Origin of the sequence: Parasphingorhabdus sp. (assembly GCF_039939955.1) — a bacterium.
In the GTDB taxonomy this organism is placed as follows: Bacteria; Pseudomonadota; Alphaproteobacteria; order Sphingomonadales; family Sphingomonadaceae; genus Parasphingorhabdus.
The window spans coordinates 241,188-253,783 of sequence record NZ_JBDVHS010000002.1; the positions used below are offsets into that span (position 1 = coordinate 241,188).

A 12,596-nucleotide genomic window follows, 5' to 3' on the forward strand; every position below is an offset into this window, starting at 1 on the left:
CGTGGAACAGATTCTTAACACCGGTAGATTTTGACCTATAAACCGGCTTCCGCTATGGCCCGCGGCATGACGCGGACATTTGACATCATTGTTGTGGGCGGAGGCCACGCTGGTTGTGAGGCAGCCGCTGTTGCCGCGCGTATGGGCATGTCCACAGCATTAGTCAGCTTCACCAAGGAAAGCATTGGTGCCATGTCTTGCAATCCGGCTATTGGCGGGCTGGGCAAAGGCCATTTGGTGCGGGAAGTCGATGCTTTTGACGGGTTGATCGGCCGCGCAGCGGACGCTGCGGCCATTCATTATCGCATGCTCAATCTGTCCAAGGGCACGGCAGTGCAGGGACCACGCGTTCAGGCGGACCGTAAGCTGTATAAAGCCGCCATCCATGACATGCTTGATGCGCAGGACCATCTGACGATTGTCGAAGGGGAAGTGGCTAGCCTGCTTCTCTCACAGTCGCGGATCACAGGTATCCGTTTAGCAGACGGATCGGAGATCAATGCCGAGGCTGTGATCCTAGCAACCGGCACCTTTTTGAATGGGAAATTGTTCCGTGGTGAAGACACCGTCGAAGGCGGACGGACGGGTGAGGCTGCGTCGGTTTCTCTGGGGCAGCAGATCCGTGACGCCGGACTGCCTATCGCTCGCCTGAAAACAGGGACACCACCGCGGCTCGATGGCCGGACGATCAATTGGGCGGCTTTGCCGGAGCAGCCGTCAGATGATGACGAGTGGACCATGTCGCCCTTGTCCAAGGGAAGAGCGGTTCCCCAAACATTTTGCGCTGTCAGTCGCACGGCTGCCAAAACGCATGATATCATTCGCGCATCGCTTGACCGGTCACCGCTTTTCAGCGGTGCCATTGATGCGCAAGGACCGCGCTATTGCCCTTCGATTGAAGACAAGATTCATCGTTTCGCCGATCGTGACTCCCATCAGGTATTTCTGGAACCGGAAGGCCTCGACACCAATTTGGTCTACCCAAATGGTATTAGTACGTCGCTGCCCGCTGATGTTCAGCTTGATTTCGTGCGCACTATGGAAGGTCTCGAGCAGGCCGAGATATTGGTTCCGGGCTATGCGGTCGAATATGATCATATTGATCCCCGTGCATTGGACCGGTCCCTCAAGGTCCGTGATCTGGAGGGTCTCTATTGTGCGGGCCAGATAAATGGCACGACCGGCTATGAAGAGGCCGCTGCTCAGGGTTTGATTGCCGGCATCGGAGCGGCCTGTGCAGTCCAAGGCGTCGATGTACCGGCGCTAGACCGTGGCACTAGCTATATGGCCGTGATGATTGATGATCTGGTGCTGCAGGGCGTTACGGAGCCTTATCGCATGCTCACCGCGCGGGCAGAGTATCGACTGCGGCTTCGGGCCGACAATGCGTCCACGCGATTGACCCCCATTGCGATGGCAACAGGGTGCGTTTCGCAGGAGAGGGCGGAGTGGTTCACAGCCCGTCTTCAAAACCGTGACGATATTCTGGCAGCGCTCGAAAATGTCTATTCCAGCGAGGATTTGGCGAAGGCGGGAGTTGATGTTCGGCGCGATGGCACGAAGCAAAGCCTGTTCGCCTGGCTCCGTTTTCCCAATATTTCAATCTCGTCATTGGAAGGGTTGGAAGCATGTTTGCGGGATTCTGATCCAGCCCTGATCCAGGAGATTGAGGAAGACGCTCGCTATGCGCCTTATCTCGAGCGGCAGGAATCGGAATTACGCGATCTCCGAGCCAATGAACAAATTCGTCTGGGCGATGATATGGATTATGCCGCGATCGCCGGATTATCGAACGAGATGGTCGAACGGCTGACAACCGCACAGCCTGAAACATTGGCCGCCGCATCCCGGATCCGGGGCATAACGCCCGCTGCACTGGCAGCGATATTGGTCCACGCTCGCCGCCGGGATAGCAGGAACATGGCCGCATGACGGAAGACGAGGCGCAAGCCTGGATTAGCGCGAATTTTGATGTTCCACGTGAAACATGGGAGCGCCTCGAACGGTTCATATCCTTGCTACGCGAGGAAATGCTGCACCAGAATCTGATCTCCAAATCAAGCGCCGATCACATGTGGGCACGCCATATTGTGGACAGCGCCCAGCTTCTTCTTTTGGCTCCAAAGCCGGATAAGGATATGATCTGGCTGGACCTTGGGACCGGTGCCGGTTTCCCGGGTATGGTGATTGCTATCCTGAGCTCTTATCAAGTTCGCATGGTGGAATCGCGAAAACGCCGATGCGAATTTCTCAACAAAGTGATCGAACAGGCTGAAATTGAGCGAAATGCTGCCGTTTTTCACGACCGATTAGAGAATATTGATAGCTTTTCTGCCGATATCATCAGCGCTCGTGCCTTTGCCCCTCTGGATCGGCTCATCCCACTTTCGCACCGGTTTTCCACAGAAAAGACGGTTTGGCTATTACCAAAGGGCAAAAATGCGGTAAGGGAGCTTAAAGGCCTGTCGCCAAAACGGCAAAAAATGTTCCACGTGGAACATAGTTTGACCGATCCGAACGCCGGAATATTGGTGGGAAAGGGCTAGAAACCTGTTTCATAAGGTTGAGCTGACCATGGTTCGTATCGCAATAGCCAATCAAAAAGGCGGAGTAGGGAAGACCACGACAGCCATTAATATGGCAACGGCGCTGGCCGCAAGTGGCTGGAAAGTCCTGCTTATTGATCTAGACCCCCAAGGCAATGCATCCACAGGCCTCGGGCTGTCGCAAGGTGATCGTGTGAACAGCAGCTATGATCTGCTGATCAATGAACTGCCGTTGGCGGATTGCGTGAATGAAACGCAGGTGCCGGGGCTGGATCTGGTTCCGGCCACCGTAGACCTTTCCGGAGCGGAAGTGGAACTGGTCGAGTTTGAAGAACGGACTCACCGGCTCAAAAAAGCACTGGATGCAGCGGATAACGGTCTTTGGGATATTTGTCTGATCGATTGCCCGCCGTCTTTGGGGTTGTTGACACTCAACGCGATGGTCGCGGTGGAGTCTCTGTTAGTGCCACTGCAGTGCGAATTTTTTGCGTTGGAAGGTCTCAGCCAATTGCTGCAGACGGTCGAGCGTATTCGCGCCCGATTCAACCGTCAGCTTTCGGTCATGGGCGTCGTCCTGACCATGTATGACCGTCGTAATAAACTGACCGAACAGGTGTCGGACGATGTGCGGGCCTGTCTGGGTGATGTTGTTTTCGAAACCGTCATTCCGCGCAACGTCCGTCTGTCCGAAGCGCCAAGCCACGGTCTTCCCGCATTGATCTATGATTATCGGTGCACCGGTTCCGTTGCCTATATCGACTTGGCTCGCGAGCTGATTGCGCGCTTGCCGGATAGAAAGGCGGCCGCCTGATGGCAGACGATAAAATATTGAATGATAAGAACAAAAAGCCACCGAAGCGGGCTACCGGCTTGGGCCGAGGGCTGAACAGCCTGTTCGGAGAAATCCAGCGCGAAGAACCGATTGTCACGGCGGTCGCTGCGGACGGCGAAAGCACCACGCCCGCTCCAGCCACGGTCATTGATGGCCTGCGCACGATAGCGATTTCCGATATTCGGCCCAATCCGGATCAGCCGCGCCAGACGTTTAACACCGACGCGTTGGATGAGTTGGCCGATAGCATGCGGCAACGCGGTGTGATTCAGCCAATTGTTGTCCGCCCCCATGGCAAGAATTTTCAGATCGTTGCGGGTGAGCGTCGCTGGCGAGCCGCACAACGGGCGCGTTTGCATCAAATCCCGGCAGTGGTTCGTGATCTGAGCGATGAAGAAACGCTAGAAATCGCGATTGTCGAGAATGTTCAGCGTAAGGACCTCAACGTCATCGAAGAGGCAGAGGCCTATGCGAAGCTAAGCACGGATTTCGGCCATAGTCAGGCGCGCCTGGCCGAAGTTGTCGGGAAATCGCGGAGCCATATCGCCAATTTGATGCGCTTGCTCGAATTGCCGGCCAGTGTGAAAGCGCTGGTTGTCGATGAAAAACTGTCCATGGGCCACGCCCGGGCGCTGATCAACGCGCCCAATGCCGAAGAGTTGGCACCCCAAATCGTCAAACAGGGCATGTCCGTTCGGGATGTTGAGCGACAGGTCCGCAAGGCGCTATCGGGTAAAAGCCCCTTGTTGGGAAAAAAACAGGCTAGCATGTCCGAAACAGACGCCGATATTAAGGCGTTGGAAACCCATCTCGGGGATTTGCTTGGGCTTAAGGTGAAAATTGAATCCGAGGGGCAGGGCGGTGCGATGACGATCCAATATGCCAACCTTGATCAGCTCGACTTGATTTGTCAGCGCCTGACGGGTGAACATATCTAGGTCACTGCCGCCAGCGGTAATTTCCATAAAATACCTTTATATCAAATACTTGTACGAATTTCTATCATGACGTCATGCCGGAATTTCTCCAATGGACCTGCATTGCATCGATAAAAGTCGTGCCGCGCAACTGAGCGGAAAGACAGGTTCCGGTGAGAGAGGTCCGAAGCTTGTAACGTCCGCGCTTTCTGTTACTCATTTTGCTTTCGCCTAGATCAGGAACTGTCCATGCAAGTCATAGCCAACGGTATCAATATTGAAGTAGAGGATCACGGAAACCCGGAGGATCCAGCCATATTGCTGGTCATGGGTTATACCGCGCAACTCGTCTACTGGCCGATGGATTTGGTTGAAGGGCTCGTCAAAAAGGGGTTCCGGGTCATCCGGTTTGATAACCGGGATGTTGGGCTTTCCTACAAGTTTGATGGCGTGCAGGCGCCCCATCTCATCCGGCAGATGATCACCAAGCGTTTTTTCCGCAAGCGCCAAATGGCGCCTTATAATTTGAGCGATATGGCGAGAGATGCTGTGGGCGTACTCGATGCGCTCAAAATCGATAAGGCCCATATTGTCGGGGCTTCAATGGGTGGCATGATCGGTCAGCTGATCGCTGCGGATCATGCCGATCGGCTATTGTCATTCACACCGGTGATGTCGTCGACCAATGGCCCGGACTTGCCGGGTGCAACCGCTGAAGTGCGTAAAGTGCTGATGAGAACCGCAAGAGCAAAGCCGCGGACGCCGGAGGAAGCCTTGGAGCTTGGCCTGGAATTTTCCTCTATCATTGCCTCGGAGGAAGGGCGTAACCGTCCGGAGGAACGGCGGGAATTGATGAAATTGGCGCAAGAACGCGCATTTTATCCGCCGGGTCCAAAGCGGCAAATGGCTGCGATTATCGATAGCGGGAATCTGAGGCCGGTAGCCAAACGGATCATGGCGCCCACGCTGGTCATACATGGCGCAGACGATCCTCTTATCCCCCATGTTTGTGGCCAGGATATTGCGAAGTATATCGATGGTGCCCGGTTCGAACTGATCGATGGCATGGGCCATGATTTGCCACCGAGCATATTGCCGAAGATGGTCGCCCTGATCGCGGAGCATTGCCAGACGATTTGATAGCTCGGGCTTAATCGAGATGTGGCAGGCAATAGATGACCGTTGTGCCCGTCATGCTGATTTCGCGGGGCTGTTCTTCCAACATGTCCCCGTCGACCTGAAAGCTCGCCATTCTGGAAGGCTCATTTTCTGCGGCTATCGTGAAACGACGGACGGGCAGGGATTCAACGAAATCGAGCGTCGCCGGATCGCGGCCACGAGCTATAGTCGCTAGAAAACGGAAAAAATCTCGACGCCGTGCTCGGGTCAGTGATATCAGATAAAATATGTCTGCCCCCATGTGCGCTGCCGGCGCTAGTGTCCAGTTTCCTGCATAATGATGGGCTTTGATGACGTAAAAGGCGGTGCTGCTCAGCTGTGTTTTTTCACCATCGGGCAATTCTACGGCTAGAGAAAAGCGCAGCTTTGGCCAATCACCGAGCAACCGGATCAGTGACCAAGCATAGGCCGCCCCGCCAATGCGTTTCTTCAGCTTTGGATTATGCCGGGCTACCGCTTGCCCGTCGGGTCCGGCACTGATGCACGCGACAAAAGGTTGTTCATCGCTGGCCGCAAGCGGCGCTTTCAGTCGTGCTGTTTTTTCGGCAAGAAACCCGGCCATGATTTCACGAGCGAATAATTCTGGATCACCCGCATAGCCGAGCTCTTTTGCAACCAGATTGACCGTGCCGGCCGGAAATATGCAAAGCGGTTTGGACAGCCCGGCCCGGACCATGGATGCAACGACCAGTCGCAAAGCGCCATCACCGCCGGAAACGCAGACGAGATCGCAATCGGGGTCAATTTCAAATCCCCCGTCTTTCTCGGTTCGGCCCATCCGTACTTCTGCGCCACAAGCCTGAAAGGCCTGAGCAAGAAGATCCAGTTGGAATGCATCAAATGTACCGGAAGCCGGGTTGTGAATAAGTTCGACTATCATCGCCCGCTTTCGTTTGATGGGTCTATGCTGGCACCTGCAGCCGCTCCAACGCGATTTCTTTGGCTGCCTTATAGCCGGCCTTACCATTGGCGGCACGGGGCACATCGTCTACCAGCACAATGGCCCGCGGTGCCTTATAGGCTGCAAGTTTCGAGCGAACATGGTCATTTAGCACGGCTTCGTCGAACTCGGCGCCGGCAGCCAGCGAAAGGACCGCGGTAACTTTTTGACCAAAGCGATCATCGGCTATGCCGACGACCAGACAGTCATAGACGCTATCATGGGTTTTGAGCGCTTCTTCCACTTCTTCGGGAAAGATTTTTTCGCCGCCGCTGTTGATGCAGGCCGAGCCTCGGCCGAGTAGGGTGATCGAGCCATCGGCCTCGACCGTCGCGAAATCACCGGGGATTGAATAGCGCACGCCGTCAAAGGTCTTGAAGGTGGCGGCGCTTTTGGCTTCGTCCTTATAATAGCCCAGTGGTACCATCCCGCCGTTGCAGATCAGGCCCATTTCGCCGGAACCGGGCGTCACCGGCTTGCCCTCTTCGGTCAGCACCTTGGTTGTCGGATTCATCTCGAATTTTGCGGTCTGGTCTATGTCGACATTTTCGACCGTGGTGATTGACGTTCCCATGCTGCCCTCTGTCGAGCCCATGCTGTCGACAATCGCCATATGGGGGAGATGGCCCAGCAGGTCGCGTTTGACTTCGGTCGACCACATGACACCGGATGATCCGATCATCTGAAGGGAAGACAGGTCATAGGATTGTTCGGCCGCTTTGGCATCCTCCAGCGCCGCAAGCATCGGCTTGGCAAAAACATCGCCGACGATGGTGATATCGGTGACATTCTCGTCTGCGGCCAATTGCCACAGGGCCGCCGGATCAAAATGGCTGTTGTCAAATAGCACGACGCAGCCGCCGAGGCTGTGCGGGATCATTCCGCCGATCCACATGCCGGTGCCGTGCATCAGTGGGCAGGCCGGAATCGAACGGCCCGTCGTCCCGGCAGCATGCAGTTGCTGGACCAGGGGACCGAAGCTGGAAGCGTCGGTTGGCGGCTCCATCTCGCGCATCTCGAACCCCTTCGCGAGCAAAGCGCTGGCAAAGCTTTTATGATCGTACATCACGCCCTTGGGCATGCCGGTCGTGCCGCCGGTATAGAGCATATATAGGTCATCATCGGACCGTTGGATTGGCGGCATTGGCTCCGCGCTTTGCAGCGCTTCTTCATAGCTTATCGCGCCCTCGAGATGCTCACCCGATCCATCGTCGATTTCGAGGAAGAGTTTGACCTGTTCTAACTGATCGCGGATCGCGGCAACCCGCGGCGCAAATTGAGCCTGGAAGATCAAAGCTTCGCTGTCGCTATTGTTGATAACATGGGTCAGCTCCGCTTCGAGATAGCGGTAATTGACGTTGACCGGCGTGATACGGGCTTTGAAGGCACCAAATTGGCTTTCCAGATATTCTGCCGAATTGAAGGAATAGATAGAGAGCTTTGCGCCGGTTTTCAGGCCGTGGTCGGCCAGTACCTGTGCGACTCTAGCGGCCCGGTTTTCATATTCCGACCAGCTGTAGCGTTTGTCACCATCAACGATCGCGGGTTTGTCAGGAATTGCTTCTGCAATATTCTCCCAAATATCGGCCATTTGCCAGGTCATGCGACTCTCTCCATAATTTTTCTTTGGAGAATAGCCGGATTGCAGACTTACGCAACCGGATCGCGACGCGAAAATTTGATAGACTATTCTATGGTTGCGGGTCGGCGCGCAGCTCTGCGAGTATGGCTTCGCTATGTTCGCCCAGTGCCGGACTAGGGCCGCCATGTACCATTTTGCGGCCGTCGAAACGAGCGGGCGGCGAGACATTTTGAATTGGCCCCAGAAGCGGATGTTCAGCCTGTTCAAATATCTCTATTGCTAGCGCCTGTTGATGGTCGGGCAGATCTTCCAGTGCCAGACAGGCGGCAGCGGGTACATCATGTTTGGCGAGACCGGCGACCATTTCGGCGCTGGTTAGATCGGGCTTTTGACTGGCGATGATGGAGGCCAGTTCCGCCATATGGATGCTGCGATTGGCTAAGCCCTTATATTTCTTTTCGGTCTTCAGATCGCCGCGGCCCACGATATCGAACACGGCATCCCAATGGGCATCGGTCATTGCAGCATAGGCAATGGCACCGTCGGTCGACCGCAAAGGAAGCTGATAATAGTCGGAGAAGGGTGCGCCATGGGTAACATCCTCTCCCTTCAGGGTAAGATGCATTCCGCCATCGGGCCATAGGAAAGCAACACAGCTTTCGAGCATCGAGAGATCAATATGCTGGCCGCTGCCAATGCGCTCGCGCGCAAACAAGGCTGCGGTGATCGCCTGTGCGGCGGTGTAAGCGGTAATCTTGTCGCAGATCAGGGTTTTGACATAAGCAAAGCCATCGGGACTGCCTTGCAGAGTCATCAAACCGGCCATGGCTTGCATCACATGATCATAGGCCGGGCGACCCGAAAGCGGCCCTTCGTGCCCAAAGCCGGTAATGGCGCAGTAGATAAGCTCGGGTTTTTCTTTGCGCAGAGCTTCGCTGCCTAGTCCCAGACGATCCATGACCCCGGGCCGGAAATTGTGAATCACGACATTAGCCGACAGACAGAGCTGACGGGCATGGGCCACGTCTTCTGCTGTTTTAAGGTCAAGGGTAATGGATCGCTTGGCGCGATTGCAATTGTGGAACAGGCCGGAGATACCGGCTTTCTGACTACCCAACCACCGCATGGGATCGCCAATGCCCGGCGGCTCTACCTTGATGACATCAGCCCCTTGCTGGGCAAACATCATGCTTGCCAGCGAAGCGGTAATCATCGTGGAAAATTCGACGACCTTGATTCCGGCCAAAGGCTGCGTCAGTGTTGCTTCTGTCATGCGATCCCCAATCCTCGCTCCGTGTCGATGAGCAAGCTGGAGCATATGGCGCAATATATCCTTCGACAAGCTCAGGATGGATAGGGGTCACTCCCCTAGGTTGGTCGCGAGCCTTTCATAAGCGGTGATGAAATCTTCCTTGAAGCCTTGGACCACTTGTCCTGCGGTCATTTGCTCGTTCATCAGGCCAACCCCTTGTCCGACCCAATAGGTTGCGAGATCTTTGGCGCCCTGATTGTCACCTTGGCTAAGCTTGTCAATCACCCGTAGCGGCGGCTCTGCGACGAGCGACTGTAGTGGCATGGGTAGCGCTGATGGCGCATCCTCGGCTTCCCACGCATCAGTCCAGGGCGAGCGCAATTGCCGCGATGGCTTGCCTGTGCGCGAACGCGCCCGCACCGTGTCCCGAGAGGATGCGGAGAGCATTTTTTCTTTCACCACCGGATTGGTTTCTGCCTCGGCCGTGGTCAGCCAGACTGAGCCGCACCAGGCTCCGCTGGCACCCATCGCCATGGTTGCGGCCATTTGGGTGCCGGTGGCAATGCCGCCTGCTGCGAGCACGGGCGTTTCATCGCCGATTGCGGCCAGCGCGTTGCAGATTTCGGGGATCAGGACCAAAGTGGATATTTCGCCGGTATGTCCACCGGCTTCACCGCCGACCGCGACAATGATATCGACCCCGGCAGCGACCTGAGACATGGCATGTTCTTTCGCGCCGACCAGTGCGGCAACCGGAACATTATGTTTCCGGCCCATTTCCAGCATCACCGGTGGTGGCACGCCAAGCGCATTGGCGACCAGCCCGATGGGATGCCGGAATGCCACGTCCAAAATGGCATCTGCCGTGCCGCCGCGCAAATTATCGGTGAATGCGACCTGTTCACGGCGGACGTCTTCAATGTCTTCGGCGATACGCCCGGTATCGACGCCATGACTCTGCATTATGTCATTGGTAAACTGTTTAAGTTCTCCCGGAATGGAGGCGAGCACGGCGTCGTGATCGGGTTGTTCGCCTTTTCCCTCGACTTTGTTGGGCACGATAATATCCAGGCCATAAGGCTTGCCGTCGACATGGTCGTCGATCCAACTGAGCTCCTCTTCCAGCGTTTCTGGCGAGCAATTGACGCCGCCGAATATACCCATGCCTCCGGCTCTTGAGACCGCTGCCACGACATCGCGGCAATGAGAGAAAGCAAGCAGCGGAAATTCTATTCCGAGCATATCGCAGATTTTATTGTTCATAGGTGCAACTCCGTTCGTGCTGAGCTTGTCGAAGCATGACTGTGTGTGGCCCGTGCCCTTCGACAGGCTCAGGGCGAACGGTAGTGATCATGACTCTTCGTTTTCCTCATCGGCAATAATTTCCAGGATCAGATCGTCGGCCGCAATCTGTTGGCCTGCCGTGGCGGCGATGGTTTCGACCGTTCCATCGATCTCAGCCAGTATTTCATGCTGCATCTTCATTGCTTCGAGAACGGCCAGCTTGTCACCCTTGGCAACCTGCTGCCCGGTTTCGACCAATATCTCGAGCAACAGCCCGTGCATCGGAGCAACCACTGTCCCGCCACCACCGGCATCTTCCATAGCGCTGAGTCCCGTCAGGTCGGTAACCGTTAGGGAGCGGCTGGGTAGCGCCAGATAGAGGGTGCGATGATCCGCATAATAAGTGGCTTCAACCGTACGGCCATCGACACGCAGTTTTACTTGGTCGGCATCTATATCAAATAACCTTATGTCGGCTGTCTCTTCGCCAGCGTTGACCCGGTAATGGCCGGGCTTGTCAACATGGACATGGATGGTTTGGGCATCCTCGCCCTCGGTATATTGTGTTACGGTCTCCAATGTGCCGGTGTTCGACCAATCGAGCATTTCTGCATTGACGTTGAGCGCCAGCTTGTGCGCTGCTTGCTGCCGCAGCTTGTGATGGATCACCGCGGCGATGGCATAGGATGCAAAATCATGTGCCCCCAGATCAACGCCATCGTCACCGTAATTTTCAGCGATGAAAGCAGTAGTCGCTTCGCCTTTTACAAAATCGGGCTTGTCGAGCGCATCGATCAGGAAATCGCGGTTGGTTTTTGGACCGAATAAGGCGGTTTCAGACAGGGCCTTGATCATCCGCCGCCGGGCTTCGTCCCGCGTGGTGCCGTGGGTGATGATCTTGGCGACCATCGAATCGTAAAAAGGAGAGACTTCGCCGCCGGTTGCAATGCCGCTATCGACCCGTGACAGACCGGATGGCTTCCACAAATGCACCGGCCCGGTACTGGGCAGAAAATCATCGGCTGGATCTTCGGCATAGAGCCGGACTTCCATCGCATGACCGTTGAGCGTGATATCCTGCTGCTCGAGGCCCAATAAGTCGCCTGACGCAACTTTGAGTTGCAGCGCGACCAGGTCGAGACCGGTGATTTCCTCTGTGACCGGGTGTTCAACTTGCAGTCGTGTGTTCATCTCCAGAAAATAGAAAGAACCAGACTGGTCGAGCAGAAATTCAACGGTGCCGGCGCCGATATAATCAACCGCCTTGGCCGCATCTACCGCGGCAGCGCCCATTTGCTCGCGCAGATCTGGCGTCATGACGGGGCAGGGTGCTTCTTCGATCACTTTCTGGTGTCGCCGCTGGACCGAACAATCGCGCTCGCCGAGATGGATGGTATTGCCGTGGCTATCGGCAAACACTTGGATTTCGACATGGCGTGGCTTGATAATCGCTTTTTCCAGGATCAGCTCGCCATTGCCAAAGGCATTTTCCGCCTCCGACCGTGCGAGTTTGATCGCATTGGCGATGTCGTCCAAATCATGGACCAGTCGCATCCCGCGGCCACCGCCGCCAGCTGCGGCCTTGACCATTAAGGGGATGCCAATCTTGCCCGCTTCAGCGATCAATATGTCATCGGATTGATCATCGCCCTGATAGCCGGGCACGCAAGGCACATCCGCCGCGATCATCGCGCGTTTTGAACGGGCTTTGTCGCCCATCACGTCGATGGCTTTTTCCGGTGGTCCGACGAAGATAATATTGGCTTCTGCACAGGCTTTGGAAAAAGCGGCATTTTCCGAGAGGAACCCATAGCCAGGGTGAATGGCGTCGGCGCCGGTGCCTTTTGCTGCTTGGATGATAGTGTCGACCAGCAGGTAGGATTCATTCACCGGCGCTGGGCCGATTCGAACGGAATCATCTGCCATTTTGACATGCGGAGCCTCGGCATCGGCGTCAGAATAGACGGCGACCGTGCGCATGCCCTGCGCCTTGGCGGTGTGCATTATCCGGCAAGCGATTTCGCCACGGTTGGCGACAAGGAGAGTGTTGATTCTGGTCATTTT

11 protein-coding genes are annotated in these 12,596 nt (G+C 55.8%); 5 read left to right on the forward strand and 6 right to left on the reverse strand.

All coding sequences use genetic code 11. The features are described 5' to 3' along the window. Positions 1-66 precede the first annotated feature (66 nt). The 4 genes from mnmG to ABJG22_RS01480 are packed head-to-tail and all read left to right on the forward strand — an operon-like array spanning position 67 to position 4,316. Positions 67-1,932, forward strand: coding sequence for a tRNA uridine-5-carboxymethylaminomethyl(34) synthesis enzyme MnmG (mnmG, locus tag ABJG22_RS01465; protein ID WP_348018458.1), 1,866 nt, complete (start codon positions 67-69; stop codon positions 1,930-1,932). Then, the gene (gene rsmG / locus ABJG22_RS01470) at positions 1,929-2,546 is read left to right on the forward strand and encodes a 16S rRNA (guanine(527)-N(7))-methyltransferase RsmG (RefSeq protein ID WP_348018459.1); all 618 of its coding nucleotides are present in this window, start codon (positions 1,929-1,931) and stop codon (positions 2,544-2,546) included. Before mnmG ends, rsmG begins: the two co-directional genes overlap by 4 nt. Positions 2,547-2,574: 28 nt before the next feature. After that, a complete protein-coding gene (locus ABJG22_RS01475) occupies positions 2,575-3,357 on the forward strand; it encodes an AAA family ATPase (protein WP_348018460.1) in 783 nt (260 codons plus the stop codon). Further along, positions 3,357-4,316 (forward strand): ParB/RepB/Spo0J family partition protein, encoded by a 960-nt coding sequence (locus tag ABJG22_RS01480; RefSeq protein ID WP_348018461.1) that lies wholly within the window; start codon positions 3,357-3,359, stop codon positions 4,314-4,316. The genes ABJG22_RS01475 and ABJG22_RS01480 overlap by 1 nt, the downstream gene beginning before the upstream one ends. Positions 4,317-4,380: 64 nt before the next feature. On the opposite strand, the gene ABJG22_RS01485 is transcribed toward ABJG22_RS01480, so the two are convergent. Then, complete coding sequence (locus ABJG22_RS01485) at positions 4,381-4,515, reverse strand: hypothetical protein (protein WP_348018462.1); 135 nt, start codon at positions 4,513-4,515, stop codon at positions 4,381-4,383. A 29-nt stretch (positions 4,516-4,544) separates the two neighbouring features. Here ABJG22_RS01485 and ABJG22_RS01490 point away from each other — a divergent pair, with 29 nt between their 5' ends. After that, on the forward strand, positions 4,545-5,435 hold the full coding sequence (locus ABJG22_RS01490; RefSeq protein ID WP_348018463.1) for an alpha/beta hydrolase: 891 nt from the start codon (positions 4,545-4,547) through the stop codon (positions 5,433-5,435). A 10-nt stretch (positions 5,436-5,445) separates the two neighbouring features. Here the strand turns inward: ABJG22_RS01490 and ABJG22_RS01495 are convergent, their stop codons facing one another. The 5 genes from ABJG22_RS01495 to ABJG22_RS01515 all read right to left on the reverse strand — a co-directional run bounded on the left by ABJG22_RS01495 (position 5,446) and on the right by ABJG22_RS01515 (position 12,593). Then, positions 5,446-6,354: a diacylglycerol kinase family protein gene (locus ABJG22_RS01495; RefSeq protein WP_348018464.1), complete on the reverse strand. Its 909-nt coding sequence runs from the start codon at positions 6,352-6,354 to the stop codon at positions 5,446-5,448. A gap of 22 nt (positions 6,355-6,376) precedes the next feature. Then, on the reverse strand, positions 6,377-8,017 hold the full coding sequence (locus ABJG22_RS01500) for an acyl-CoA synthetase (protein WP_348018465.1): 1,641 nt from the start codon (positions 8,015-8,017) through the stop codon (positions 6,377-6,379). Between the two features lie 88 nt (positions 8,018-8,105). Then, positions 8,106-9,269 (reverse strand): CoA transferase, encoded by a 1,164-nt coding sequence (locus ABJG22_RS01505; protein WP_348018466.1) that lies wholly within the window; start codon positions 9,267-9,269, stop codon positions 8,106-8,108. Between the two features lie 87 nt (positions 9,270-9,356). Next, positions 9,357-10,511 carry a nitronate monooxygenase gene (locus tag ABJG22_RS01510; protein ID WP_348018467.1) on the reverse strand — a complete coding sequence of 385 codons (1,155 nt, stop codon included), beginning with the start codon at positions 10,509-10,511 and terminating at the stop codon, positions 9,357-9,359. Positions 10,512-10,598: 87 nt separating this feature from the next. Further along, on the reverse strand, positions 10,599-12,593 hold the full coding sequence (locus tag ABJG22_RS01515) for an acetyl-CoA carboxylase biotin carboxylase subunit (protein ID WP_348018468.1): 1,995 nt from the start codon (positions 12,591-12,593) through the stop codon (positions 10,599-10,601). Between the last annotated feature and the right edge of the window lie 3 nt (positions 12,594-12,596).